Source organism: Neolewinella aurantiaca (assembly GCF_008014675.1).
Lineage (GTDB): Bacteria > Bacteroidota > Bacteroidia > Chitinophagales > Saprospiraceae > Neolewinella > Neolewinella aurantiaca.
Window position 1 is genome coordinate 13,314 of the sequence record NZ_VOXD01000004.1, and the last position, 25,774, is coordinate 39,087.

Below are 25,774 nucleotides of genomic sequence, written 5' to 3' on the forward strand. Positions count from 1 at the left end.
TGTTAAGGCGGGAGCGCAGGATGCAATGAACGCTTTCAAAACTGCGTTAGTCACTCGATCACTGTAACTATCCCCTCAAACCAATTCTGCTTTGCGTCAATTTTTGCCCTTAGGCCTGTTATTGTTGTTGTTGTTCATTTCCTGTTTTGGCTGTGAGTCCGACCTTACCACGGGTGAGGTAATATCCGCCGAAGAAAATGCACCAGATACGACTCCTGAAGACGAAGTTTCGGGCGGTATCACTCCCTTTGCCAACGCAGCGCTTACGTTGGTCAACAACGTTCGCAGTACAGGTTGTGACTGTGGTAACCAGCGGATGCCGCCCGTTGGGGCGCTGGCGCTTCATCCTCAGCTCACAGTAGCGGCACAAGCTCACTCCGAAGATCAGGCCCGGATGCAGCAAATGCAACACGCCGGCAGCGATGGCTCGTCGGTAGGGACCCGGGTAACCCGGGCCGGTTTTACCTGGCGTTCCGTTGGGGAGAATGTGGCCTGGAACTATCCTGACGTCGAGGCTGTCGTTGCGGCCTGGCTTTCCAGCCCCGGCCATTGTACCAACATAATGAACGCCAACTACCAGTACATGGGGATGGGCGAAGAAGACCTTTACTGGACACAGGTTTTTGCGCGGTAGCGTCTATCTTCGCGCCACATAAAAGAAAATACCCATGGGATTACTAGACGGAAAAATCGCCCTCATCACCGGAGGCTCACGTGGCATCGGTGCCGCCATTGTACGTAAGTTCGTTGCCGAAGGTGCAACGGTCGCGTTTACCTACGCACGCTCCGTCGGTCCGGCCGAGGCACTCGTTGAGGAACTCGGAGCCGACAAGGCCAAAGCCTACCAAAGCGATGCGGCCAGCTTCGACGCTGCCGCGCAACTGATCAAGGACGTAACGGCCGACTTCGGCAACATCAGCATCCTCGTCAACAATGCCGGAATCACCCGCGATACCCTCCTCATGCGCATGAGCGAAGACCAGTGGGACAGCGTGATGGACAACAACCTCAAGTCGATCTTCAACCTGACGAAGCATGCCCTGCGCCCGCTGATGAAGTCTGGTGCCGGCTCGGTCATCAATATGTCTAGCGTGGTGGGCGTTACCGGTCAGGCCGGTCAGGCAAACTACGCTGCCTCCAAGGCGGGAATCATCGGCTTCAGCAAGTCGCTGGCTAAAGAAATGGGCTCACGCAACCTGCGCTGCAACGTCATCACTCCCGGTTTCATCGAAACGGACATGACGGACGAACTGCCCGAAGCGCTCAAAGAATCTTACCTCGCTAATATTCCGCTGAAGCGCCTCGGTAACCCCGAAGAAATTGCCAAAGCCTGTGTTTTTCTGGGGTCTGACCTCAGCTCCTACGTAAACGGACAGGTCCTTGGCGTTGATGGTGGGTTGACGTAGAGAGTCACGTAAGTTCTTTCAATTTCCGGACGCTCGAAGAGTTGTTTCCACCCCGACTTCGTGAGGGGAGGAAACAACCGCTTCGAGCGTTCGGTTTTTGGTTGATAGATAAGCCGGAGTAAAACTTCTCTACCGTTGCTTTAGAGGGTTAAACCGTCCACTCTGCGCCGTCTTTACCGTCTTTGACGGTGATTCCGGCATCGTTGAGGGCGTCGCGGAGTTTGTCGGACATGGTCCAGTTCTTCTCGGCGCGGGCCTGAGCGCGCAGATCGAGCACGAGGTCCATCACCTTGCTCAGTGTATCTCCGCTGGCACCTGCGGCCTCGCCCTCGTCCATCAGTCCGAAAACGTCGAAAAGGAGGGTGCCGAGGCTGGTTTTGAATTTTTCCAAGGTTTCCTTGCTGACTTCCTTCAGGCTAAGCTGCCCGCCCTTGAGGGCGTTGATGCGGGAGACGAGTTCGAACACCTTGGCGAGCGCCTTTGGGGTGTTGAAGTCGTCGTCCATTTCGGCGTAAGCGGCGGCAAGGCCCGCTTCGAGTTCTTTGCCGACGGTACCATTTTGTGCACCGCCCTGTCCTTCCAGTTTTTGCAGATTCGCCCATGCTTCCATCAGGCGGGTGTAGCCTTTTTTACCTGCCTGCAGTGCCTCATCGGTGAGGTCCATCTGGCTGCGGTAGTGGGTTTGCAGCATGAAGAAGCGGAGGTTCATGGGGCTGAAGCTGTCCGTCACGTGGGGGCTGTCGCCGGTAAAGAGTTGCTGAGGGGTGATGGTGTTTCCGTCGGATTTAGACATCTTTCGGCCGTTCATCAACAGCATATTGGTGTGCATCCAGTAGCGCGCACCGCCGCAGCCGCAGGAGCCTGCGTTCTGAGCGATTTCGTTTTCGTGGTGGGGGAACTTGAGGTCGTTGCCACCGCCGTGGATGTCGAATTCTTCGCCGAGGTACTTCGTGCTCATCGCTGAACACTCGAGGTGCCAGCCGGGGAAGCCTTCGCCCCAGGGGCTGTTCCAGCGGAGGATGTGGTCTTCACCGGCCTTCATCCAGATGGCAAAATCCGAAGGGTTGCGTTTGTCGCTCTGGCTTTTCAGCTCCCGGCTTTCGGCGATCAGTTCGTCGATCTTCCGGCCGGAAAGCTCACCGTAGCGGCCGTCGTTCTTTTCGTTGAATGCCGCAACGTCGAAGTACACCGATCCGTTGGATTCGTAAGCGTAGCCGTTCTTCAGGATGTCCTGTACCATCTCGATCTGCTCGATGATATGGCCACTGGCACGCGGTTCGATGCTGGGGGGCTTATTGTTGAAACGGCGCATCATTTCGTGGAACCCGAAGGTGTACTTCTGAGCTACTTCCATGGGCTCGAGCTTAGCGACGCGGGCGCCTTTGCTCATCTTGTCTTCGCCCTCATCGGTCAGGTGGCCTACGTCGGTGATGTTACGGACGTAGCGGACCTTATAGCCCTTATGCAGCAGGTAACGATAGATGATGTCGAAGCTGGTAAACGTCCGCACGTTGCCCAAATGGACGTCGCTGTACACGGTCGGGCCACACACGTAAAGGCCGATGTGGCCTTCGGTGATGGGTTTGAAAACCTCTTTTTGACGAGAGAGACTGTTGTATAGCGTTAGGTCGTTGGACATTTTTGTCTTTTTAGGAGCGCGAATTTACGGTTTATTCACCCTTCGGGGCGAATCGCTTTGCTGACGGTCCGTTAACGCCTTTTGCGCGGAGCAAGTTGCGTTGGTTTCGCGGTGATTTTGCGGGCGCGGCCGCGGGTGCAAAGAAAGGTTTGAGGGGGCAATGGTAGAAGGCAAGCCCATTAGCTCCTACCATTCTTTGCATCTTGCGTTCGCGCGGCCTATCAAACTTTGGCTTGTTTGTGCCGAACGCGATACAATACCCCAAACTTCATCCTACATTTGTCAGCCCAAAACAACTACAAGTGCAAGGAAATAGCCTGACATCCTTACTAATAAGACATGTCTATATCGCCCTTCAGGAGGACTCCGAACTAAGTGGGAAAGACGTGGTAACTGCTTTTACTGCTTATCGAGACTACCTCAGGGTGAGTATAGCGAATAACGAACCAAGAGGCCAATACTTTAGTGCTCCGGTAGACCGGCTGCTCGATCGGTTGGAGCAAGCCTTCAATGACCGAGCAGAACTTGAGCTAGACGAAATGGTGCTCGGCGCCCAATTCCCCAGCCTCAACCACTTCTATCTTGCTGCCTTTGACGAGCTCTTGCAAGCCGCTGAAAAGTCTCTCGAGACCCCGGAAGACTTTTTTGTTGATCTTTCTGAAGCTATTGGCCCATTCATTGGGAGCTACGACCGCAAGTGGCTGAAGGAGGCCCACGAAATTCGCATTACCCCTAACTTTGTACGTGAAATCCCCCAGAGCTTACTCGAAATTAGAGATAACCCCGACGCAAGTGAAGAAGCCTACTCTCAGGCACTGTCAGATGCCGTAGAGGGCAATCCCGACGACCCCTTCATCGCCGCCCAAATGGTACTGAATGCCGAAGACCACGAAGTACTTATGCGCGCAGCAAAATACTTGCGCCCGATCAAGGGTTTCCCCGCAGGCAAGCTCGGTTTTTACCACGACGAAGAGTTGGTTGATAACTGGATAGCACACTGCCGTGTGCTCCTACACGAAGAAAGGGACACCGAGGCACTTCCTTTCGCCGAAAACCTACTGCGTCTCGGTTACGATGGGCCACAAATGAAAACGGTTTTGATTGCGCTCTCAACAAACCAAAATGGGTTGACTGCTGCGCAGCGTAAGAAATACCCTCTCCTAACGGAACAACTTAAGGAAGCAACCGCTTTCACCCAGTCATCATTGATGGCGACGATGATGGACGCAATTGATCAGGGAATGGGAGAGGAGGAAATGATGAGCATGCTAAGTCAGGCAATCATGGGAGAGGTGGCGGAGAAACCAAGTGCTAAAGTCCGGTCTTTGCCGAGCTCGCGCAAGAGCAATGCCGTGTACCGTATCAAAATTTCCTTGAAAGGCGCTAAACCACCCATCTGGCGGCGGATTGAGCTCAGTATAAATACACCGTTAGAAGAGCTTCACGCCATTATCCAAACCGTTTTTGAGTGGACCGATAGCCACCTGCACGCTTTCCAGAATAGCCGCCGCGACTCCTTCGTTAGCCCCCACGATCCGTACAGTCAGGAATGGTCGGAAAGCTATGAGGGCATGACCATCGAGGATATGTTCGCCGTCAGCGGCAAGAAGTTTACCTATCACTACGACTTTGGCGATAGTTGGTACCATGAAGTGATGCTGGAAAAAGAACTACCCGTAGACAAGAAAGTCAAGTACCCCCGTTGCACCGCTGGGCGGTGCGCCGCACCGCTCGACGACATGGGGGGGCTCTGGGGCTTCTACGACCTTGTTGAAGCCATCGAAGACCCCAAACACGAAATGTACGAAGATGCGGTAGCTTACCTCGGGAAAGGTTTTAACCTGAAGGCTTTTGATCGCGAAGCGATTGATAAGCGGTTGGCCGGGTTTAGGTAGTATATGTAGCTGCTGCTGTCACGTACCCCAAACCTTTACGATTTTGGTTTAGTAGTAGCTCTGCTTGGATTCGTCTAAAGCGTTCTCTTGCTAAGATGCAGGAGCATAATTTCAGTAAAAAAATACTCATGCACCTTTTACTGTTCTTCTCAGCGGTCTTGATGCTTCTAGATTGGGGCTACATGTTGTTGCGCCTTCGAAAGCATCGTCAGCTGCTTCCCGTAAACAAGGTTCTGATCTGGATACCGTTTTGCGCTAACCTATACCTCCGGTTCTACCTGAGTGTTGACCGGCCAACGCCGGGTACTGCCAGCCCCGAAACCAAAGCTATGCTGAAGAAGGACGCTGAATACGGTGGGGTAAGGGTGAATGTAGAAATGGCTTCGCACGTGAATTTCTAGCCTTGGCCGTTCGTAATATTCAATATGGTATCCATAAAGCCCGATGCTGGCCATGGGGTTGTCCAGGCTCAACGGCTGCTGATTGACCTATTGCCGGAGGGGCAAAACTTACAGTCTTTGCTCTTAACGGTCTTTGCATCCTGCGGCCGCGCCTCCCCTCCCCAAAGCATCAAGCCACCAACCGTTTGATGTCTTTGTTTTCCAAGCGTTTCACCTGCGTTGGTTGCTGCGCTACCAAAATCATGGCTTGCCCCAACTGGCTGCTGCTGACGACAGAAGAAAATCCTTTTAGCCAGCCATGCAATGGTTTAGTAATGGTGTAAACTGCATTTACCCACCCGGTGGATGATTTAACCCCTCTTTCTGGTATAACGGCTCCGATGCGGAAAGCATAAGCATCCCCGAAGCCTTTGTTGAGAACGTAGTTTTCGGTAGCGCCCTTTACCCGGGCCCACATGATATTTCCTTTTTCCGTTTCGTCGGTTCCCTCTCCGGAAACATAGGTGAAAACGGTCTGGGGCGCTATGGTGTAAACTACGTCTGCCAAACTCTTGGTTACCTGAAGGGTAAGCCGGGAATATGTTTCTTCGTTCATCCCAACAGAGCTTACACCCATGCAGTGGAAACAGGCCTGGGGAGAGAAGTCCCGAATTTGCTGCTGCAGCGGGGTGAAATCCGTAAAGTCCTGGTGGAGGACTTCGATCAGTTTCGGATGTTCTTTGCCCAGTGGGTTCCGGTTGATGAGCATAACCCGGTTTACAGCAGGGCTGTCCAGACATTCCAGAAGTACAGACTTGCCTACCATTCCCGTACTGCCGGTAAGGATGATGTTCATTTGGAGAGCATTTAGGAAAGACAAGATAGTCTTTTGATGATATTACTGTTTACGTTCCAACGTGATTTCTTCAATAGTTCCGGCCTTCCCGGCGGCACTGATGCCGTGTTTACGCAGGCTCTTAAGCAGCGCTTTAGTGGAGGAAACATCGAGGACGAAATTGTACTCCTTGTGGTGGTTGCCAGTGTAGCTCCAACGATCAGGGGAGTAACTGTTGAGTAGTTTGGCCAGATCGTTAAGGTCATATTTTCGTATTTCGAAGTTATGTAGGTCTCGGTCGCTGTAGTTGCCCAGATCTTTCATCTCCTCAGGAAGTCGGTTACGAAGAGATACTTTTCTAGGGGAGGCTAATTTCTCTCTATCGCTAATGGTAAGCTCGTAATAAGTAGCGGGAAGGGAAGAAACGGAAGCCGATAAACCAATTTCTCCAAGAATGTCAATCGCTAATTGATCCGCCGTTTTTCGATCAACGGATCTGTGAACGAACGCGACCCGGTATTCCTTCTCCATGAGGTCGCCGGGAATAATCAATCGCTTTCGAGGGAATAGATGGTGAAACAGGTCTTCGAGGGGCATTGGGCCAATAGCTCCCATATCGTGGGAGTACACAGAGAAAAACCTAGTATCTAAAAAATCATCCTTATCCCAAACCCGAACAAATGAATCTACGGAGTCTTGGTTGTAGAGCTGGTCAAGGTCTTTGAAGGTCATCGGCTCAAAAAGAAAACTCTCGGGGGCGAGTTGGACGTACTTGTCAGAGATGTCAATAATCGGGTGTTCTTTATTTACAAACCTTTCCAATGCTTCCGCAGTGAGGTCGTCACCGTTACCCTGCCAACGGACAGTGTTCTGATCGTCAATCAGAAGGGTCAGAGGCCAGCTGATTAATCCGGTTTCACCATCACCGTAGTGAATCTGGGTTTTTCCGTAGAGGTCCGTTGCCAGCTGAATACCTAAGTTCTTACCCTTGATGTCAGACAGAGCAAGTTCGGTACTGCCCCGAAATAAAGTAAGGAACTCCACCTTTTCGCTGGGGTAAGCAGCGCGCAGGGAGTCCTGAAAGACTATATCATTGAAGCAGGGCTGGTCCCAGGTTTTACAAAGAGTGAGGACGAGGAACTTGTCTTTGAGGTCGGACTTTTTCAACCTGTTCTCCAGGTATTCGGTTGGGGTGATGGGAGGAGCTTCGTCGCCTGTCATAGTGGTGAGTTGGGCGGAAAGGGGCGAACCAGAAAGCCAAAGGAATAGCAAAGGAATGAAACGATGCATAGGATAAAGAGGGTTGTAGTGGTTTTCGTTATAATGGATTTTGCTTAGGATTGGATTGATTATTGATAATCCTGCAGACTAGGTTGGCTCATATTTATGTTGCCATCCTTATCAGGTTTTTGTTGATTCCAAAAAGTTGTATAACTGTCGATTTGTTCCTGTAGGCGAATATCTTCTCCTTTTAACCTCCGTTGGTAACTGTCGAGAATCACCCCAGACATATCATCAGGATGATGCAAGCCCATTTTTCGGAATGATTGATGGAGCGGAGAACCAAGCCATAATCCCCAGTTATTGCGCAGATGCATACCAAGGCTTAAGTGAACCCTGGCGGAGAATGCCCCATCATCTATACATCTGATCCAGGATTTCAATGGATCGTTAATCATTTTATCGAGTTCTACAAAGCTCTCTTCCAGCGAAGTCGGTATATACCATGATTTGTCAAAATGATCCAGTTTGGATAAATATAAGAGGTGAAACATTTGATCACAGACTGAATCATTAGAGTAAGTCTCAGGCTCTTCAAAATTATCTTCAGGACGTTCATTATTTACACAAGAAAGATGAAGGATCAATAGGGATAGAAATAACTGTTTCATGGATATGAAAACGAAAAAGGTTTAGGTTCCGTATCCTACAGAACCGTATCCTTCAAAGCCCACATAAACCGGCTGGCATAACTCCGGTACGGCCGCCAGGGCTCCGTCACCCGGATGATTTCCGCGTTGAGTTTCTTGCCCTTCAGCTTCGTATCGTCGATGCCGAAGAGGGCGATGATGTTGCGTTTCACCACCAGGTCGTCCAACGGTAGCAGGTCGGGGCGTTTGAGGACGAACATGAGCACCATCTCCACTGTCCACTGGCCTACGCCCTTGATGGTGGTGAGCATATCGATAATCTCTTTATCGGTCCATTGTTCCCAATCGGCGTTGATGAGGCGATTGTCGAGCCAGTATTGGGCGACGTTTTTGATGTAGGCCGTTTTGCCCCGGCTCATTCCTGCGGCGCGGATGGCGTCGTCGTCCATTTCCAGCAATTGCTCCGGGTGAGGGTATTCATCGGGGAACAGCTGGAGGAAGCGGCCGAAGATGGTGCCCGCCGCCTTCCCGCTAAGTTGTTGGTAGGCGATGGAACGGAGCAGGCCGAAGTAGACATCGCCGCCGTGGTCTGGGCGGGGCGGGATGGTGTGCCCGGCTACTATGGGGGCGATGGTGGGTTCCTTACTGAGGTGAGCGCGGATGGCGGGATCGATCATAAACGCAAGTTAGTAATATGTGATTTCTCTCGCGTAAGGCATCAACTGTTTGCCATATTTACAGTGCCTTTTGCAGCTTTGTTTCCCGAAAACTTTCCTTGCCTGCATCACAGGTCCAACACACGAAGGTGGATGGCAAAGCCTCGAAAGGGGTTCCGGCCAGAACACCCTGGCTTTCGTCTCCGAGTTCAGGGTCGTAAACGCTCTGACAATCCGTGCATTGCCAGAAAACGCGCTCTTCTGGCTCGTTTCGTATCTGCGTTTTAGTGGTTATAACTTTGTGCTGTTCCTGATTGAGCTGCTCGAAATAGAGACGGCTCAACTCCATGAGTAGCGTGGTCAGCTCAGTACGGTCTACGTTCCGCGCGTATTCGATGTACTGGCGGTTGTTGGGGTCGAAGTTTCGTGCGTACCTGAGGTTAAAGGATGGCCTGATGGCGAAGCCATCGATCATCTCAGAAGTGCGGAGCCGTTCAATGATTATGCTGCAAAACGGACGTGCGTAGGATGAGCTGATTCCGATGGTGAGCCCGTAGGTAGAAATATCCCGCTGATCGAATTCGCGAACGAGGTAACGTTTCAGGGAAAGCGCATCGTCGTCGCCTACGGGCAGGTGCCAGTTGAGTTCGAGGCTGCTGTGGCGGGCGTTGATACCGAAGCGGCCCATCAGTTTTTCCCAGTCGAGGCGGAGTTGCTCGGGGATTCCGGTGATGATGATGGATTTCCACGGCGTGATGCAAAGCTTACCTATTCTGTGCTCGAGACAAAGTTGGCAGGCCGCTTCCAGGAAGTTCAGGTTGTACCAGTTGTTGCGCCAGTAAAGCCCCAGCCAGTAGTAGCTGTCGTCCAGGCGGTTCATCCCTTCGTAATAAGGGAACGGATAAAAGGGAACCTCGAGGTCTTCACGGGTATTCCGGAGGTCAAGTTGCTGGAGGTTGTTCACCTGCGCAACGACCGCGTTGATATCTTCGAGGCGGTCCGCCAGAGGGTCGATTGCGGTACAAACTTTTGCCAGGTCCCAGGTATGTACGAGCGCCGGGAAAGGAGACATTTCTTCCCAGCCGGGTAACTGGATATAGAGGTGCCAATAGTCTTCCTCCGTCGAAGCAATAAAGTTGAGATGCCCGGTAAACAAAGGAACGAGCCGTTGTTTCGGGTCCGTTATGTTTATTTCCAGCGAGGGGTCAAAGAAAAATTGTTCAAGAACGTAAAGGTAGGTTGCGCTGGTAAGCCAGGCTGTTTTTGGGAATATGTCGGTGGCAACATAACTGCACATTATGTTGGATCGCTTACTTTGCGGGATCTCTTCCATCTCAATGAGTGGATGCCGGGCGAGGATTTCCTGGGGGTCTTTGACGAGGGGGAATATGATGTCTTGTCGTGAGCCAAAGTGCAGCCCGTCGAGCCCAAGGTCACGGGCAAGATCAATGATTCGGAGCATTTCCCCGGGCGAGATGACGCCGCCGGCGGCAAGGATTCTGAATAGTTTCTTGTCAATCATTTCAGGCTTACGCTTTGGTCTTCTAGGATTTGCTGAATTTCAGGCTTGCAGCTGCCACAGCCAAGCCCGCCGCCGGTTGCTTTACACAATGCGGTAAGAGAGGTAGACCCTTCTCCGATGGCGGCCACGATGTTGCCTTCCCCAACGTTGTTGCAGCTGCAGACCAGCCGACCGACCAGCGGTTCTTTGGTACTCGCAGACCGTAGCAATTCCTGCCTTTTTTCTGAGAGTTCAATGCGCTCTTCGATCAATTCCCGGAATTCGGCAAATTCATTTTTATCGCCGAGCAGGATCGCGCCGATCAACCGGTCGTTGCGCACGATGCATTTTTTGTAGTAACCCTGGCTGGTATCCCGGAATACGATTTCTTCGTAGCTGGGGTCGTCCGGAGGGTAGTTGATTTCGCCGATGCTGCAGAGGTCGAAATTGTCAAATTTCAGGATGTTCATCAGGGTAGAGTCCTGATAGAATACACCGGGATCTCCGGCGATGTAGGCAGCCAGTACGTCGGCCTGTTGTTCGGCGGCGGCGGTGATGCCGAAGCGTTTACCCTTCCATTCTGCTACTTCCCCGATTGCATATATGGCGGGATCGCTGGTGCAAAGCCGGTCATTGACGGCAATGCCACGGCCGCAGTTCAGCCCCGCAGAGCGGCCCAGCTCAAGGTTCGGCCGGGTGCCGATTGCATAGACGATAGCGTCGCAGTCTGTTACTTTACCGCTTTTGAAGGTTACTCGCAGGCCTTTGCCGGTAGGACGTTCAAAAACCGTTTCTACTTCGTTCCGGAAGTAAACCTGAATACCCCGGGCGTTAACTTCCTGGGCCAGTAGGTGGCTGGACGTGGCGTCGAGTTGGCGTTCCATCAGACGATTGCTTCGCTGCACTATTGTAATACGGGCCTGAGCCATCTTCAGGGCTGCGGCAAGCTCCAGCCCAAGGAGGCCTCCTCCTACAATCAGTACGTGGGGGCGCCTTGATGCGGCTGGTTGCGATTGGCCAAGCCCAAGGTGAGTCTTAAGGGCATCGGCGTCTTCCCTGCGCCTCATTTTGAAGACCCCCGGGATGTCTTTCGGGACTTCGCGCGGAATGAACGGCCTGCTGCCTGTGGCAATTATCAGGCGGTCGTAAGAGTAAGTCTCTCCGTTAGTACCTACAATGCGTTTTTCCTTGCGATCAATGTGCTCGATCGGGCAATTTGTTTTTAGCTCGATGTTGAGAGATTGCCTTTTGCTGTCCGTCATTTTTTCGAGGTTCCCCCATTCCAGGTGGTCGCTGACGTATTCAGGTAGCAAAACCCGGTTGTAGAATGCGTTTGCCTCTTTGCTGTACACCGTAATATAATCGTATGGGTTGAGCTTGCGGTAGCTCGCAACAAAGCGGTAGGCAGCGGCTCCCGCTCCGATTACCGCAATGCGTTCGCGGGGTTTCCGGTACGGTCTGATGCTGACGTAGGTAAACTTGAAGTTTGGTTGTTTGCTGTACGGATCAATCTTATCGTCGGTAAGATTATTGACTCGGGTAAGCGGCGAATTCAACGTTTTGCCCCAATGCATAGGCAGGAAAACGACGCCTTTCCGGATGGCTTTGCTGTATTTGATACGGGCACGAACGACGCCGTACTCCGACGTTATTTCTGCCAGCTGATCGTCGGCCAACTCAAGCTCGAAGGCATCCACGGGGTGGATTTCGAGAAGGGGGCGGGATTGATGACGCAGAAGTCTGGATACTTTACCCGTTCTGGTCATGGTGTGCCACTGATCACGGAGCCTACCGGTAGTGAGGATGTAAGGTTTTCCTTCGGGGGGCGCGGGCAAGCCCTGCCGCTGAGAACTGGTAGAAAAGAATCTGGCCCTCCGGGTGTTGGTGTAAAACTGATGGTCTCCGAAAAGCCGGGGAGTCCCCGGGTGATCAGGGGTGGGTACCGGCCATTGGAAGCTGCCCTCTTTTTTCAGGCGTTGGTGGCTGAGGCCGGTTACATCGATATTTGTTCCGGCGGTCATGCGGACGTATTCATCGTATACCTCGCTAACGTTTTGGTAACTGAAACCGGTAAAGCCCATGTGGCGCGCGAAATCGCAGAGGATGTCGGCATCCGGCCGGGCTTCGCCCGGCGGGCTCGCCAATGGCTGTAAAAGAGAAACCCTTCGCTCAGCGTTGGTCATGGTTCCTGTTTTTTCGAGCCAGCCGGCGGCTGGCAGCACGAGGTCTGCGTATTCTACGGTCTCCGCCCGTGCGCTGATGTCCTGAACCACAACAAACTTTGCTTTCTTCAGAGCGCGTACCACCTGGTTTACGTTTGGCATACTTACCACGGGGTTGGTACAAATCACCCAGACCGCCTTGAGCTTTCCGGACTCGAGTGCGTCGAACATTTGAGTTGCCGTCAGGCCAGGGTGTTCCGGGAGGCTATCGACTCCCCAGAACCTGGCTATTTCATCCCTGTGGCTGGCGTTGGCCAGTACCCGGTGAGCTGCCAGCAGACTGGCCATACCTCCAACTTCTCTGCCGCCCATTGCATTTGGCTGCCCGGTAAGGCTAAACGGGCCGGCCCCGGGCCGGCCTATTTGCCCGGTAAGCAGGTGGAGGTTGATGAGCGCACCGTTTTTCTCGACGCCGACCTTACTCTGATTCAACCCCATTGCCCACATGGTCATGAAAGCTTTGGCGTTGCCGATATATTCGGCTGCAAGCTTGATGTCGTTTAGCGGAACACCACATTGCTTTGCCGCCTTACGCAGGTTGATGTCCTTAAGTATCCGGAAGTAGTTCTCTTCAGCTTCGGTGTGGTCTCTGATAAAACCTTTATCGATCCGGCCGGTATCGTAGAGCCTGCGCGCAATCGCATTATAAAGGATAACGTCGGTTCCCGGAATAAGCTGGAGGTGCAGATCTGCGATGGCGCAGGTGTCGGTCTTCCGTGGGTCTGCTACGATTATTTTTACCTGGGGGTTGGCTGTCTTGTGCGCCTCTACTCTCCGCCAGATGATGGGGTGGCACCAGGCGGGGTTGGCACCCGCCACGAACAAACAGTCGGTTTGTTCCAGGTCCTCGTAGCTGACGGGCACGGTGTCTTCACCCAGCATTTTGGCGTAAGCGATCACCGCCGAGGACATGCACAAACGCGAGTTGGTGTCGATGTTGTTGGTGCCGATAAAACCCTTTGCCAGCTTATTGACCAGATAATACTCTTCGGTAAGGCATTGGCCGGAGACATAGAACCCTACGCTGTCTGGTCCATGTTTGTCGATGATAGACCGAAACACAGCCGCGGCACGCAGCATCGCTTTTTCCCAGGTAACCCTTTGCAGAGGATGACTCCGGTGCAGGCGCATTTGTGGATAGAGAAGCCGGTCCGTTTGGTCCTGAACTACGTAGTTCAGGTTCCTGCCCTTTGAGCAAAGCATTCCTTTATTGACGGGGTGGTCCGGGTCGCCGGTTACAGAAAGTTGCCCGCGGTCGTTGCTGCTGGCAATTATGCCACAGCCTACACCACAGTAAGAACAGGTTGTTTTGACTTGGGTCGTACGCATTCTTGGATTAGTAATGATGGCAGGGCAAGCACCCCAGGGTGGAAAAGAACCAGAAATACGATACGTATTTATGGCTGATGCAAAGATAGTAAATAAGTATAAAGTGCCTAGTTGAGAATAAAAATACTTAATTTTACGTAGAAAAATACTTAGTTTTGATCTGAGTTACTTACTTTTGTAATGCGAGTTGCTTCTAACGGGGGCTTTGGGCTGATTTTAACCGATTCATTTAACCCAAAACATTCACTCACTTCAAACACGCATCGGTATGAAACGAATTTTTACCACTTATATCTTCACTCTGATAGTTGCCCTGATGGTGCCAGTCGCATTGTCTGCTCAATTCAGGTTGAGCGCAGAGGTCCGTCCGAGGACGGAGTTGCGTAACGGATTCAAAACCCCAACGAGCAGCGGTTTTGACCCAGCCTTTTTTACCGAGCAGCGTAGCCGGCTGAACGTTGACTTCAAAGACGAAAAGTATGCTCTCCGGTTTTCACTGCAGGATGTTCGAATCTGGGGAGAGGTGCCACAGATTTTCAAAGAAGACGCAGGGACTTCTTTCCTCAGCGAAGCATGGGGCCAATACTTTGTCAGTGAAACATTTTCCGTAAAAGCTGGCCGGCAGATCATCTCTTACGACAATCAGCGCTTCCTTGGCGGACTGGAGTGGGCGCAACAGGGGCGGCGGCACGATGCGCTCTTATTTATAAACGAAAACCCTAAGACCCGGACGAAACTCCACATAGGGTTGGCATTCAATGCCGATAAAGACAAACTGGAGCCCGCTTATCTGCAGGCGCCCGGTGCGAGTTTTTATTCCGTAGGCGGCAACTATAAGGCACTGCAGTACGCCTGGTACAATAAAACCTTTGCGGATAAAAAAGGCAGCCTTTCACTGCTGGCACTCAACGCCATGACCCAGAACCCCGACAGTACGGTTTCGAGCAAACAGACATTTGGGATCATTCCGCGGGTAAAGGCAGGAAAGATCATGCTTGCCGCTGATCTCTACTATCAGACAGGTAAGATCGGCGAACAGAATGTGAATGCATTTTTGGCGGGGGCCAATGCCACCTTCCAAACCAAGGCTACTCCCATCACTCTGGGTTTTGAGTACATCTCGGGTAAGGATGACGATGATACGAGTTCAGACATCACCAACTTCAGCCCGGACTACGGTACGAACCACGCCTTTAACGGCCTGATGGACTACTTCTTCGTTGGCCCTGCCAACGGCAACGTCGGTGTGATCGACCTCTACCTGAAGACCAAGTTTAAGGTTGGTAAAGGAGCTCTCCTGCTTCATGGTCATGAGTTCATGACGGGGTCCAAACAGTTGGACGGTGAAGGAAGCGAACTGGGCAAAGGAATGGGCTTCGAGCTCGATGCAGTTTACGTCCGTAAGCTTGCTCCTGCAGTAACGCTGCACGTAGGTGCATCGGCATTACTCGGTACCGAAACACTGACGACGATTCGCCCAGGCAATGAAAAATTCAACCAGTGGGCCTGGACGATGATCACCTTTAAGCCTACACTTTTCGATTCGAAAGAAGAGGAGAAAAAGAAGAAAAAGAAGAAAAAGAAATAGGCACTCCCAAATTGCATACAATACCCCACTGGTGGGGTGAAAAAATAAAAAAATGAGAACTCTTACTAGTCTTTTAATTTTAGCGGTGGTGGCACTATTCACTGCTTGCGGCGGAGATTCCGCTTCCACTGCTTCTTCAACCTCTGCTGCACCTGCGTCCGCGCCAAATGCGGCACTGATCGAGAAACCACAGCTTACTTTCGGCTTCATAAAACTGACGGATATGGCTCCGCTGGCCATCGCCAAGGAGTTGGGGTATTTCGAAGAAGAGGGGTTATACGTAAGCATTGAAGCTCAGTCTAACTGGAAGAATATTCTGGATCGCGTGATCGACGGTCAACTCGACGGAGCGCATATGTTGGCGGGGCAGCCAATTGCTGCCGGTGCTGGTTTTGGGCGTCAGGCTCAATTGATTACACCGTTCAGTATGGACCTGAACGGAAACGGGATTACTGTATCCAATGATGTATGGGACCAGATGAAGCCCAACGTTCCTAAGGGGCCGGACGGGAAACCGGTACACCCCATAAGCGCTGAAGCGCTGAAGCCCGTCATCGAGACGTACGCAGGAGAGGGCAAACCATTTAAAATGGGGATGGTCTTTCCGGTGTCTACCCACAATTACGAGTTGCGCTACTGGCTTGCGGCAGCAGATGTCCACCCGGGAATGTACACCGCTGACAACATTCAGGGGCAGGTAGATGCCGAGGTATTACTCTCGGTAACACCGCCGCCGCAAATGCCGGCCACTCTGGAAGCAGGTACGATCTACGGCTACTGTGTGGGTGAGCCATGGAACCAGCAGGCCGTCTTCAAAGGAATTGGTGTTCCGGTAACGACCAACTCTGATGTATGGAAGAATAACCCCGAGAAGGTTTTTGCGCTGCGCAAAGACTTCGCCGAGAAGTACCCCAATACGACTAAGGCAATCACGAAAGCCCTGATTCGGGCCGGGAAGTGGCTGGATGAGCCCGAAAACCGCCCTACTGCGGTTGGAATTTTGTCACGCTCCGAGTACGTAGGAGCAGACTCGATCGTACTGGCTAACTCAATGACTGGAACTTTTGAATTTGAGAAAGGAGACAAACGGGAGATGCCCGACTTCAATGTTTTCTACCGCTACAACGCTACGTATCCTTTCTACTCAGACGGTGTGTGGTTCCTGACGCAGATGCGCCGCTGGGGTCAGATTTCCGAGCCAAAATCTGCCGAGTGGTACGACACCAAAATCAGGGAGATTTACCGTCCCGATCTTTGGCAGGTTGCTGCAGAGGAACTGGTTGCCGAAGGCAAAATTGCCGCAGGAGACCTACCCGAAACAGACGGCTACAAGCCGGCTACGACTGACTTTATCGACGGAGTTTCCTACGACGGAAAAGATCCGATTGGTTACCTGAGCAGCTTCAAAATCGGCAATAAGGACGCTAAGTAACCTGGAGAAAGGTGTTGCCGGCGCTGCTGAACAAAAAGTGTTTGGGGTGCCGGCAGCATCAATTTCACGGCTTTCCTCCAATCCTCAATATTATCATAAAACAAGACCATGTCACAGACAACTACCATTCCGGCATCGGCTAAAACGGCCAGTATAAAGCGATTTTTGCCCTCTACGACCAACCTTGGAGCGAAGCTGCCAGGTATGGCTCGGTCGGCGGGGATTACCCTTGCATCGATGTTACTATTTCTGCTGATATGGCAACTATCATCGAGCTATCTGTACAGTGTTGAAGCAGAGAGCCGCATCGATCGGGTCCTGGCAGAACAAGGCCCCGAAGAAGCTGAAGCGATGCGGGCGTGTATTGCGTCGGGAGATATCAGCTGTAAGCCCAATACGCTTCCGTCTCCGGCTGAAGTAGTGAAAGCTTCGCAGCTCCTGCTGGCCGATCACCGCACGATCAGCGCCGATAAGGCGGAATTTAAAGCCAAAACGGCGGGGGTCAATGCCCAGCGGAAAGAACAGGGACTGGATCTTATTACTTACACCGGCCGGCCGAGCTTTGTCGATCAGATCTTCACCAGCCTTAAGACCGTTGCTGTCGGTTTCCTGATTGCACTTTTCATTGCCGTTCCGATTGGTGTGATCATCGGCTTGAATGAGAACCTCCGTACCGCCTTCAACTGGTTCATTCAGGTTTTCAAACCTGTGTCTCCGGTAGTATGGTTACTCTTGGTTTTCATGATTGTTAAAACGCTCACGCTGGGCTCTGATTCGGATACGTCCTTTCTTATTTCGGCCGTGAGTGTTGGGTTGTGTTCCATGTGGGCAACGCTCGTAAACACCAGCGTAGGCGTTTCTTCGGTAAATAAAGATTACATCAACGTAGCGAAGGTGCTCAAACTGGGGATCGGGAAAAAGATTTTCAAGGTGATCCTGCCGTCTGCCATCCCGTTGATATTTACGGGACTCCGCATCACAGTTTCTGTAGCCTGGATGGTCTTGATCGCGATCGAACTGCTGGCCCAGAGCCCGGGCCTGGGTTCTTTCGTATGGGAAGAATTCCAGAACGGAGCCAATGATTCCAACGCTAAGATCATCGTAGCGATGTTCGTTATCGGCTTTATCGGCTTTCTGCTGGACCGGGTGATGTACTACATTCAGCAGTCGGTGTCCTTTGAAAAGGCCCTCTCGTAATCCCTTTATCTTTTACTGATTCAATCGCTGCATATGTCTACGCCCATTATTGAATTCCGCAACGTATCGAAATGGTACGGCGAAGGGGAGAACCGCACGGAAGTGCTCTCCAACATCAACCTGAAAATAGAAGAGGGAGAATTTCTGGCCATCGTTGGGTTTACCGGTTCGGGGAAAACGACCTTGGTAAACCTCATGACCGGCTTACTGGAACCTTCCGAAGGGGAAGTTCTGTACCGGGGAGAGCGGATTACCGGCCCCGCGCCTGAGCGCGGGATCATCTTCCAGAATTACAGCCTGCTACCGTGGTTTACCGTTTACCAGAACGTCGCACTGGCGGTGGACCAGGTTTACCCCGATTGGCCGGCTGCCAAAAGGGAGGAGCATATTCGCAGGTTCATCGAGATGGTCAACCTCACTCCGGCAACGGAGAAGCGACCAAAGGAACTTTCAGGTGGAATGAAACAACGGACCAGCATTGCCCGGGTACTGGCTACTGATCCCGATTTGCTTCTGATGGATGAACCACTCGGAGCGCTGGACGCCCTTACCCGGGGTAATCTGCAGGAAGAAATTCTTAAAATCTGGAGCGCTAACCGGCGCACCGCCGTCTTGATCACCAACGATGTCGATGAGGGTATTTTCATGGCTGACCGCATCATTCCTCTGGAACCGGGGGAGCGTTCTGGCCTGGGGCCAGAATACCGGATCAACCTGGAACGCCCCAGAAATAAAAAGGCACTGAATACGGATCCGGACTTCAAGAAAGTACGGACTGAAATCCTGAATTATCTGGTCCAACTTGGCGAAGCAGCGAAGATGGAGCGCGACGAGAGTCTGGCACTGCCTGATCTGCAACCAATTCAGCCTGGTACCAGCAGCTTCGGCTGGCTCCGCAGGGCCTCTTAGTACTGGCCTGATCTGTTGTCTCTTCATCCACTTTATCGCCGCTGAAAACTTTAATCATGTCTAAGAATCCGTCAAAATCCCTCCGCAATGTGTCTCTCGACATGCGGGATCTAACCAAGACTTATCCTACCCCAAAAGGTGATTACGTTGTGTTGGAGAACCTCCAGCTACAAATAATGAAAGAGGAGTTTGTCTCTATCATTGGCCATTCGGGCTGCGGGAAAACAACCTTGCTGACGATGATTGCGGGGCTGAACGATATATCGGGGGGCGAAATATTGCTGAACGAGTTCCCCATCGCCGGGCCCGGCCCGGACCGGGGCGTTATCTTCCAGTCTCCGAGTCTGTTGCCTTGGATGACAGCTCTGGAAAACGTAATGCTCGGCGTTAAGCAGGTATTCCCTCAGGCTTCCAAAAAAGAGCTGAAGGAAATATGCGCTTACTACCTGGACAAAGTAGGTCTGGGCAACGCCATGAATAAGCGGGCGACGGAACTCTCTCAGGGGATGCAACAACGGGTGGGAATTGCGAGAGCCTTTGCCCTGCGGCCTAAAATCCTTCTGCTCGACGAACCCTTCGGTATGCTCGACTCTCTGACGAAAGCAGAGCTGCAGGACGTGTTGCTTGAAATCTGGGACAAGGAAAAAATAACAGCGATTCAGATTACCCACGATGTCGATGAAGCCATTTTTCTGGCTGATCGGGTAATAATGATGACCTCTGGCCCCAGGGCGCAGATCGGGGATATCCTCGAAATCGGGTTTGAGCGGCCACGAACCAGAAAGGAGATTTTAAATCATCCCGACTATTACGGGTACCGGAAACATTTGATTGATTTCCTGGAGCATTAAATACCGCCGGAGTTTTAGAGAAGCTCTAAAGCAACCCTAGTTCTCTTGCCTTACGGATGAGCTCCCCTTTATTGCTGACTCCAAGCGTTTCCATCATTTTATAACGGTGGGTCTCTACCGTCCTTCTGCTGAGGCCGAGTTGATCGGCAATCTCCTGATTAGTGAAACCTGAGGGAATCAGTTTGAGGATCTGTTTTTGCCGACGGGTAACATTGTCGGCTACGGAGAAATCGGTAGAGGGGGTTGGTGCGCTGCCACCAACGATCTGCTTTACCAGAATATGGGACAGGTCTCCACTAAAATAGCGTTCTCCGTTACTGATGTTGTGAATCGCTTTAAGGAATTCATCTCTGCTTGCGTCTTTGAGGAGATATCCATGGGCGCCAGCCTTAATGGATTGCAGAACGTACTCTTCACTATCGTGCATAGACAGCATGAGGCACGGCACCGAATTCCCTTTTTCTTTCAGTGCTTTCACCGTTCCGATCCCGTCGAGGCGGGGCATCCGGATATCGATGATTACCAAATCTGGTTTCAGGGTGTGGATTACTTCCAGGGCCTCAAGGCCATCGTTGGCTTCTCCAACTACGCTTAGGTCTTTTTCGCCCTCCAAAAGACTACGGATACCATCGCGGATAAGGGCGTGATCGTCGACAAGAACTATTTTTACGGGCATGATCGGTACGGGATTAATTCGGTTTAAGGTAAGGGATTGTCAGGATTCGGCTTCGGGATGTTCACCACAAGGCGGGTCCCTTCACCTTCTTCGCTACGCAAGAAGAGTCTTCCGTTGAGGTTGTGCACTCTTTCTTCCATAGAAGAAAGGCCCAGCCCCGACCCATCGGTACTGTGGCGAAGTTCTTCACGCTCGAAACCGACCCCATCGTCATCGATGGTTACACTGATCAGTTCCGGGCCGGAAGATAAGGTGACAAGTATATAGTTTGCGGAAGCGTGCTTGATGGCATTGTTTACCGCTTCCTGTACGATCCGGTAGAGGTTGATCTCCCAGGCAGGAGCCATTCTTTCGATCTCATTTTCTTTGCGGAACACTATTCGTTCACCCGTCAGGCGACTGAGTTCGCGGGCCATTTTTTCAAGGGCCGTAACGAGACCGTAGTCCAGCAATTCCGGAGGGGTGAGGTTGAAGGTTGCGAGGCGGATCCCCAGAATTATTTCCTTGCTGAGAGCCTTCAGTTCGTTAATTTTTTTCTTGGTCTTATCCACCTCCTCCGGCCTGATGCTTTCCAGGCTGAATTTCAGTGCTGTAAGCTTTTGCCCGATACCGTCGTGAAGGTCCCTGGCGACCCTGAGCCTTTCTTTTTCCTGGGCATCAGCAATTTGCCGGGTCCGCAGTTTACCTCTTTCTACTTCTTCGCGGAGGCGCTCCTCGTTGATTTCGTCGAGCGTGGCCAGGGCTTTTTTTCTTTCGCTTACATCGCTGGCCAACAGGAATATTTCCGTTTCGCCGGGTCCGTGATGAGCTGAAACCAAGGCGACCTCCAGCCAGTATTCCTGGCCTTCACGGCTCACGATATGCCACTCTCCGCCCCAGTCACGGGAGCGAATGCCGGTGATGCGTTGGGCAAAAGCGGCGCGTCGTCCTTCGTCGGGGTGCAGCAGGTCGGCGAGCATCAGGAAACCCTCTGGAATTTCTTTTACGCCGAGGAGCGTCGCAAGTTTCCGGCTCAGGCGTAGAATCGTTCCGTCTTCGCGCAGGGTGGCAAAGAGTGCCGTTTGGTCGATAGCTTTGTTGAGGGCGAAGAGCTCCCGGAGGCTGGCTTCTCTTTCCTGAAACGCCACCGTGGCCCGTTTCGTGGCGGCCTGGTGTTTGTCTTTTTCAATGCGGAGGCGTTCGAACTGTTGGCGGACGAAGCGACTGATCGGTTGAAAGATGAAGAAGAGTTCGAGCAGTAAAACACCAATGGTAGCCGCAGCGATCCACCGCTTGGTAAGGCGCAGGCGGTCTACCCGGGCGGTTGCTGCGAAAGCGAGCTGATCGACTACTTCGTCCATCTGGTTCAGGAAAAATTCGGCCTTGCTGTTGAGGGTGGCTGCCGCAGCATTTTGCCGCTCAACCCCTTCTGCACCCTGCGGCCGCGCCGTCTCCAATGCCAGTTTTGTGACCTCCTCTTTCAGTTGTCGTTGCAGGCTGTCTAGCCCCCGCAGGTCTTCGAACACAGGGTCTGTTTGCAGCGATTTCTTGAGCCAGTCGTGCTGATTCGACCATTCCTGCAGGTCTTGCTCCAGGGTATTGCTAAGGGGTAGCGTCGGTGGCAGCAGGCTCAGCTTCACGATGCGCTGGCTCAACATCCGTTGCCGGCCGGCAACGTTGATGATGCGGGCGTCTTTCGCCTGCTCGCCCAGAAAACTTTCCACTACGAAGTATTCGGTCATCACGGCGATGGCGATGACGCTCAGTGCCACGAGGTATGCGCGGCGAAGCCGGAAAAAGAGGCGGGAGTCAGTCGTTTCCTGGCTCGGTTCAGCCATCACTGAGTGCCTTTTGAACCAAAGAAAGTACGCCGGGAGCAAGCGGTAATTTCAACGCGGCCTGCTGACCGTCCGGAGACATTTTTGACCAGGTTTTCTGAAGAATGTCAATAACTTTTTCTTCGGGGTGCTGCGCCGCAAATCCGGCAGCGTAGTGCTCCAGAAAAACGAGACAGATCACATCTTCAAGTTGCTGGGTTTCGGGGTCCTGCTTCAGGCGTTTTTTCTGCAGCAGGAACTGAACCCTGGCAATCGTTTCTTCAGAAAACCCGAGCGGAGTCAGGATTTCGGCGGCGCGGCTGGCGTGACGTTTTTTCTGGTCGTTGCGCCAGGTGAGGTAGCCAATTCGGTCCATCGGGTAGTCTGAACGGGGTATAGCCCATCGCTCGAGGTGCTGGGCTCTGGCGGCCAATTGAAGTTCGGGCGAGGCCGCAGGTGCAAACGAGGTTAAGGTAGCCGACATGCGCTGCCCGTAAACGAGTTCATAGGGCTTCAGCACTCCGTCCACCTCCGTGGTGCGCGGATCGGCAGCATTGGCTTCGTCAATTGCGGCAAAAGCTTCTGATAATTTGCTAGGCTCCTTCATGCCGGTAAGGTAGGCCTAATCCGCAAAACCTACGTATACGTAGCCGTCTTTTACATCTACGGGGTATACGGCTACCGGGGGGCAGTCGCCGTTCAGGTTTTCTCCGGTGGTGAGGCTGAACGTCTTTTTGTGCAGCGGACAGGCTACTTTGGGGATTCCTTCTTGCTCCCCGATCAGCCCTCGCCCGAGGACGTTTTCCAGTTTGTGGGGGCAAAGGTTCTGGCAGGCGTACCATTTGTCCTGACGGGGAAAGTAGAATACCGCAATTTGCCGGTCTCCGTATTTTATGGTTGCTCCGGCGCCGACGGGGAACTGATCGGTGCGGCCGGCTTTGTACCAGTTCGTTACTGCTTCGGGTTGTACCGTCTGGTACTGTGGAGGAGAAGTGGTCATATTTCGTGGTTTTGAAGGGAGGACGGATAGGTGACGACTGGCTTACGCCCAGGCTTTTGGCATTTTCTGACCCCGTAGGTCGACGAACTCAAGCGTAGAGTCTTCTTCGTCGGTATTGATGAAGGTCTGGAAGCGGGAGCGCAGGTGCGGGGTTTCCACGGCCTCCTTCCATTCGCAGCGGTAGGCAGCCACCAGGCTGTTCATTTCAGCTTCGAACTCGGCGTTCAGCCCGAGGGCATCGTCGATGACAACGCTTTTAAGGTAATCGATTCCTCCTTCCATATTGTCGAGCCAGGCCGCAGTTCTGGTGAGCGGGGGTGCCGTCCGGAGGTAAAAAATGAGCATCCGGTCGAGGTAGAGGAAGGCTGTCTTACGGTCGATCGGGCCCGCCAGGAGTTCTGCGTGTTTCGGCCGGGCTCCTCCGTTGCCACATACGTAAAGGTTGTAGCCTCCTTCAACGGCAATCAGTCCGAAGTCTTTACCACGGGCCTCGGCGCATTCGCGGATGCAGCCGCTTACCCCACCTTTGAGCTTGTGCGGAGACCGCAGGCCTTTGTATCTGTTCTCGAGTTCTATTGCGAAGCTGACTGCTTCGTCCATCCCGTAGCGGCACCAGGTGCTTCCCACGCAGCTTTTTACGGTCCGGAGTGCTTTGCCGTAGGCGTGGCCACTCTCAAACCCGGCGGCGATCAGTTCCTCCCAGATGAGTGGCAGTTCTTCGAGGCGGGCTCCGAACATATCGATCCGCTGGCCGCCGGTTATTTTGGTGTAGAGGTCATACTTCTCGGCGATCCGGCCCATGTCAACCAGTTGTTTGGGACTGATCTCTCCTCCGGCTACGCGCGGAACCACGGAGTATGTCCCGTTACGCTGGATATTGGCCAGGAAACGGTCGTTCGTGTCCTGAATAACCGCCTGGGGGTTGGCGGTTTCCATGTAGGATGTCGCAAAAATACTGGCCAGTGCCGGCTTGCAGCTTTCACAGCCGTGGCCGGTACCTACTTCATCAAGGGCTTCATCGTAGGTCCTGATGTTTTTCATCACGATGAGGTCTCTTAGTTCCTGGCGGGTGTAGGGGAAGTGCTCGCAAATTACGTTGCGAACTACCTTGCCCTGGCTTTTCATATAAGCATCCACCAGATCGGTAAGCATCGGTTTGCACCCTCCGCATCCTGATCCTGCTTTGGTGCAACCGGCGAGGTCTTTTACCGACTGGGCCGAACCATCGTCGAGGTGGCCACATAAGGCCCCTTTGGTAACGTTCTCGCAGGAACAGATTACGGCCTCGTCAGGAAGATCCAAAACACTGGCACCAGAGCTTTCACCTCCACGGGCCCCCAGAATGAGGTCTTCCGGTTGGGGAGGTATACTCATTCCGTTGCGTTGAATCTGGTGGAGCATATTGTAATCGGCAGCGTCGCCCACCAGGATTCCCCCAAGCAGTCGTTTGCCGTCGAGGGAGATGTTGATTCTTTTATAAATACCAGCTACATCATCCTGGAAAACAATGCTTCTGGCTTCGTCTTCATTTGTGATTGCCTGCCCGAAACTGGCAACATCGGTACCGATGAGTTTTAGCTTGGTGGACATATCGATCACGTCTGGCATCGCCTGGGCCTCGTGATCGGCAAAGATGGCGCTCAGCGCCACCCTCGCCATTTCGTAGCCAGGCGCAACGAGACCGTAAATCATCGACTGGTATAGCGCAGCTTCGCCGATGGCGAAGACGTTCGGCGCGCTCGTCCGCAGGTATTCGTCGACGCAGATTCCACCCCGGTCGCCAACTTTTATGCCTGCGGCACGGGCGAGTTCGTCGCGCGGACGAATTCCCGCCGAAACGATGAGCATATCGGTCTCCAGTTGCTGACCATCGGAAAACTCGAGGTGCGTAATGGAGCCGTTGCCACCGATGTTAGCGGTGTTTTTGTTGGTGTGGATGTGGAGGCCGAGGCCTTCCACGGTGTCTTTGAGGACGGTGGCTCCACGGTCGTCGAGCTGGCGCGGCATGAGCCGCGCTGCAAATTCAACGACGTGGCTTTCGAGACCCATGTCCAGGGTAGCTTTTGCCGCTTCCAGGCCTAATAGCCCGCCACCCATAACGGTGGCTTTTCCGGATTTCGTTTTCTTGACCACTTCGGCGTAATCGAGGATGCCCTCGAGGTCTTCGATCGTCCGGTACACAAACACTCCTGCTTTTTCCCGACCGGGAATCGGTGGAACGAAAGGGGAGGAGCCAGTAGCAAAAACCAGGTAGTCGTACCCGATGGTTTCTCCGGAGGCAGTGACGACACGCTTGTTGTTCACATCAACGGATGTGATGGGGGTGCCACACTTTAAGTTTATTCCCTGCTCGTCGTACCAGCTTTGGGTGGCAAGGGAAAGACGCTCGGCATCGCGATCGGCAAAGAAAGCGCTGAGGTGAACCCGGTCGTAAGCCGGCCGGCATTCTTCACCAAAAACAACCAGTTCAAAAGCTGCCCGCTGTGGGTGCTTGCTGAATAGTTCGCAGAACTTGTGTCCTACCATGCCATTACCAACCAGTATTATCCTTTCCATAGTACGCATTTTTAAAAGGGGTAAAGATCCTTGTG

General features: G+C 52.8%; 21 protein-coding genes. 9 read left to right on the forward strand and 12 right to left on the reverse strand.

The features are described from left to right. Positions 1-91: 91 nt before the first annotated feature. The gene (locus FUA23_RS03525) at positions 92-634 is read left to right on the forward strand and encodes a CAP domain-containing protein (RefSeq protein ID WP_147929337.1); all 543 of its coding nucleotides are present in this window, start codon (positions 92-94) and stop codon (positions 632-634) included. Between the two features lie 34 nt (positions 635-668). Next, a complete protein-coding gene (gene fabG / locus FUA23_RS03530) occupies positions 669-1,406 on the forward strand; it encodes a 3-oxoacyl-[acyl-carrier-protein] reductase (protein ID WP_147929338.1) in 738 nt (245 codons plus the stop codon). A 148-nt stretch (positions 1,407-1,554) separates the two neighbouring features. Here the strand turns inward: fabG and cysS are convergent, their stop codons facing one another. Next, positions 1,555-3,045, reverse strand: a complete 1,491-nt coding sequence (gene cysS, locus FUA23_RS03535; protein WP_147929339.1) for a cysteine--tRNA ligase — start codon at positions 3,043-3,045, stop codon at positions 1,555-1,557. Positions 3,046-3,347: 302 nt separating this feature from the next. Here cysS and FUA23_RS03540 point away from each other — a divergent pair, with 302 nt between their 5' ends. Together FUA23_RS03540 and FUA23_RS03545 are read left to right on the forward strand one after the other, a co-directional pair. Next, positions 3,348-4,940: a plasmid pRiA4b ORF-3 family protein gene (locus tag FUA23_RS03540; protein ID WP_147929340.1), complete on the forward strand. Its 1,593-nt coding sequence runs from the start codon at positions 3,348-3,350 to the stop codon at positions 4,938-4,940. Positions 4,941-5,068: 128 nt separating this feature from the next. Next, on the forward strand, positions 5,069-5,341 hold the full coding sequence (locus FUA23_RS03545) for a hypothetical protein (protein ID WP_147929341.1): 273 nt from the start codon (positions 5,069-5,071) through the stop codon (positions 5,339-5,341). Positions 5,342-5,510: 169 nt separating this feature from the next. Here the strand turns inward: FUA23_RS03545 and FUA23_RS03550 are convergent, their stop codons facing one another. Genes FUA23_RS03550 through FUA23_RS03575 form a run of 6 tightly spaced genes read right to left on the reverse strand, consistent with a single transcriptional unit; the run spans position 5,511 to position 13,734 of the window. Then, the gene (locus tag FUA23_RS03550; protein WP_147929342.1) at positions 5,511-6,176 is read right to left on the reverse strand and encodes an NAD-dependent epimerase/dehydratase family protein; all 666 of its coding nucleotides are present in this window, start codon (positions 6,174-6,176) and stop codon (positions 5,511-5,513) included. Between the two features lie 42 nt (positions 6,177-6,218). Next, the gene (locus tag FUA23_RS03555; protein WP_147929343.1) at positions 6,219-7,445 is read right to left on the reverse strand and encodes a TlpA family protein disulfide reductase; all 1,227 of its coding nucleotides are present in this window, start codon (positions 7,443-7,445) and stop codon (positions 6,219-6,221) included. Between the two features lie 59 nt (positions 7,446-7,504). Beyond that, positions 7,505-8,047 carry a DUF6794 domain-containing protein gene (locus tag FUA23_RS03560; protein ID WP_147929344.1) on the reverse strand — a complete coding sequence of 181 codons (543 nt, stop codon included), beginning with the start codon at positions 8,045-8,047 and terminating at the stop codon, positions 7,505-7,507. A 35-nt stretch (positions 8,048-8,082) separates the two neighbouring features. Next, entirely contained in the window at positions 8,083-8,703 is a 621-nt protein-coding gene (locus tag FUA23_RS03565) for a DNA-3-methyladenine glycosylase family protein (RefSeq protein ID WP_147929345.1), read from the reverse strand. A gap of 58 nt (positions 8,704-8,761) precedes the next feature. Beyond that, positions 8,762-10,204 carry a rubredoxin gene (locus FUA23_RS03570; protein ID WP_147929346.1) on the reverse strand — a complete coding sequence of 481 codons (1,443 nt, stop codon included), beginning with the start codon at positions 10,202-10,204 and terminating at the stop codon, positions 8,762-8,764. Next, positions 10,201-13,734, reverse strand: a complete 3,534-nt coding sequence (locus tag FUA23_RS03575; protein ID WP_147929347.1) for a nitrate reductase — start codon at positions 13,732-13,734, stop codon at positions 10,201-10,203. The genes FUA23_RS03570 and FUA23_RS03575 overlap by 4 nt, the downstream gene beginning before the upstream one ends. A gap of 268 nt (positions 13,735-14,002) precedes the next feature. Between FUA23_RS03575 and FUA23_RS03580 the strand changes: the two genes are divergently transcribed. The 5 genes from FUA23_RS03580 to FUA23_RS03600 all read left to right on the forward strand — a co-directional run bounded on the left by FUA23_RS03580 (position 14,003) and on the right by FUA23_RS03600 (position 19,711). Continuing rightward, the gene (locus FUA23_RS03580) at positions 14,003-15,322 is read left to right on the forward strand and encodes an alginate export family protein (protein WP_147929348.1); all 1,320 of its coding nucleotides are present in this window, start codon (positions 14,003-14,005) and stop codon (positions 15,320-15,322) included. A gap of 52 nt (positions 15,323-15,374) precedes the next feature. Next, on the forward strand, positions 15,375-16,754 hold the full coding sequence (locus FUA23_RS03585; RefSeq protein WP_147929349.1) for a CmpA/NrtA family ABC transporter substrate-binding protein: 1,380 nt from the start codon (positions 15,375-15,377) through the stop codon (positions 16,752-16,754). 108 nt (positions 16,755-16,862) lie between these two features. Further along, positions 16,863-17,951, forward strand: coding sequence for an ABC transporter permease (locus tag FUA23_RS03590; RefSeq protein WP_147929350.1), 1,089 nt, complete (start codon positions 16,863-16,865; stop codon positions 17,949-17,951). 33 nt (positions 17,952-17,984) lie between these two features. After that, positions 17,985-18,860 (forward strand): ABC transporter ATP-binding protein, encoded by an 876-nt coding sequence (locus FUA23_RS03595; protein WP_147929351.1) that lies wholly within the window; start codon positions 17,985-17,987, stop codon positions 18,858-18,860. A gap of 56 nt (positions 18,861-18,916) precedes the next feature. Further along, positions 18,917-19,711, forward strand: coding sequence for an ABC transporter ATP-binding protein (locus tag FUA23_RS03600; protein WP_147929352.1), 795 nt, complete (start codon positions 18,917-18,919; stop codon positions 19,709-19,711). 25 nt (positions 19,712-19,736) lie between these two features. On the opposite strand, the gene FUA23_RS03605 is transcribed toward FUA23_RS03600, so the two are convergent. Genes FUA23_RS03605 through nirB form a run of 5 tightly spaced genes read right to left on the reverse strand, consistent with a single transcriptional unit; the run spans position 19,737 to position 25,739 of the window. Further along, positions 19,737-20,387 carry a response regulator gene (locus tag FUA23_RS03605; protein ID WP_147929353.1) on the reverse strand — a complete coding sequence of 217 codons (651 nt, stop codon included), beginning with the start codon at positions 20,385-20,387 and terminating at the stop codon, positions 19,737-19,739. A gap of 23 nt (positions 20,388-20,410) precedes the next feature. After that, positions 20,411-22,204 (reverse strand): PAS domain-containing sensor histidine kinase, encoded by a 1,794-nt coding sequence (locus tag FUA23_RS03610; RefSeq protein WP_147929354.1) that lies wholly within the window; start codon positions 22,202-22,204, stop codon positions 20,411-20,413. Then, positions 22,197-22,790, reverse strand: coding sequence for a DUF4202 domain-containing protein (locus FUA23_RS03615; protein WP_147929355.1), 594 nt, complete (start codon positions 22,788-22,790; stop codon positions 22,197-22,199). The genes FUA23_RS03610 and FUA23_RS03615 overlap by 8 nt, the downstream gene beginning before the upstream one ends. Before the next feature lie 15 nt (positions 22,791-22,805). Further along, on the reverse strand, positions 22,806-23,183 hold the full coding sequence (nirD, locus tag FUA23_RS03620) for a nitrite reductase small subunit NirD (RefSeq protein ID WP_147929356.1): 378 nt from the start codon (positions 23,181-23,183) through the stop codon (positions 22,806-22,808). 42 nt (positions 23,184-23,225) lie between these two features. Beyond that, complete coding sequence (gene nirB / locus FUA23_RS03625) at positions 23,226-25,739, reverse strand: nitrite reductase large subunit NirB (RefSeq protein ID WP_147929357.1); 2,514 nt, start codon at positions 25,737-25,739, stop codon at positions 23,226-23,228. Positions 25,740-25,774 lie beyond the last annotated feature (35 nt).

Excerpts from the sequence above, each read along its gene's own strand:
- fabG (WP_147929338.1), top strand. The coding sequence starts at position 669 with ATGGGATTACTAGACGGAAAAATCGCCCTCATCACCGGAGGCTCACGT.
- cysS (WP_147929339.1), bottom strand. The coding sequence starts at position 3,045 with ATGTCCAACGACCTAACGCTATACAACAGTCTCTCTCGTCAAAAAGAG.
- FUA23_RS03545 (WP_147929341.1), top strand. The coding sequence starts at position 5,069 with ATGCACCTTTTACTGTTCTTCTCAGCGGTCTTGATGCTTCTAGATTGG.
- FUA23_RS03550 (WP_147929342.1), bottom strand. The coding sequence starts at position 6,176 with ATGAACATCATCCTTACCGGCAGTACGGGAATGGTAGGCAAGTCTGTA.
- FUA23_RS03555 (WP_147929343.1), bottom strand. The coding sequence starts at position 7,445 with ATGCATCGTTTCATTCCTTTGCTATTCCTTTGGCTTTCTGGTTCGCCC.
- FUA23_RS03560 (WP_147929344.1), bottom strand. The coding sequence starts at position 8,047 with ATGAAACAGTTATTTCTATCCCTATTGATCCTTCATCTTTCTTGTGTA.
- FUA23_RS03565 (WP_147929345.1), bottom strand. The coding sequence starts at position 8,703 with ATGATCGATCCCGCCATCCGCGCTCACCTCAGTAAGGAACCCACCATC.
- FUA23_RS03570 (WP_147929346.1), bottom strand. The coding sequence starts at position 10,204 with ATGATTGACAAGAAACTATTCAGAATCCTTGCCGCCGGCGGCGTCATC.
- FUA23_RS03575 (WP_147929347.1), bottom strand. The coding sequence starts at position 13,734 with ATGCGTACGACCCAAGTCAAAACAACCTGTTCTTACTGTGGTGTAGGC.
- FUA23_RS03580 (WP_147929348.1), top strand. The coding sequence starts at position 14,003 with ATGAAACGAATTTTTACCACTTATATCTTCACTCTGATAGTTGCCCTG.
- FUA23_RS03585 (WP_147929349.1), top strand. The coding sequence starts at position 15,375 with ATGAGAACTCTTACTAGTCTTTTAATTTTAGCGGTGGTGGCACTATTC.
- FUA23_RS03590 (WP_147929350.1), top strand. The coding sequence starts at position 16,863 with ATGTCACAGACAACTACCATTCCGGCATCGGCTAAAACGGCCAGTATA.
- FUA23_RS03595 (WP_147929351.1), top strand. The coding sequence starts at position 17,985 with ATGTCTACGCCCATTATTGAATTCCGCAACGTATCGAAATGGTACGGC.
- FUA23_RS03600 (WP_147929352.1), top strand. The coding sequence starts at position 18,917 with ATGTCTAAGAATCCGTCAAAATCCCTCCGCAATGTGTCTCTCGACATG.
- FUA23_RS03605 (WP_147929353.1), bottom strand. The coding sequence starts at position 20,387 with ATGCCCGTAAAAATAGTTCTTGTCGACGATCACGCCCTTATCCGCGAT.
- FUA23_RS03610 (WP_147929354.1), bottom strand. The coding sequence starts at position 22,204 with ATGGCTGAACCGAGCCAGGAAACGACTGACTCCCGCCTCTTTTTCCGG.
- FUA23_RS03615 (WP_147929355.1), bottom strand. The coding sequence starts at position 22,790 with ATGAAGGAGCCTAGCAAATTATCAGAAGCTTTTGCCGCAATTGACGAA.
- nirD (WP_147929356.1), bottom strand. The coding sequence starts at position 23,183 with ATGACCACTTCTCCTCCACAGTACCAGACGGTACAACCCGAAGCAGTA.
- nirB (WP_147929357.1), bottom strand. The coding sequence starts at position 25,739 with ATGGAAAGGATAATACTGGTTGGTAATGGCATGGTAGGACACAAGTTC.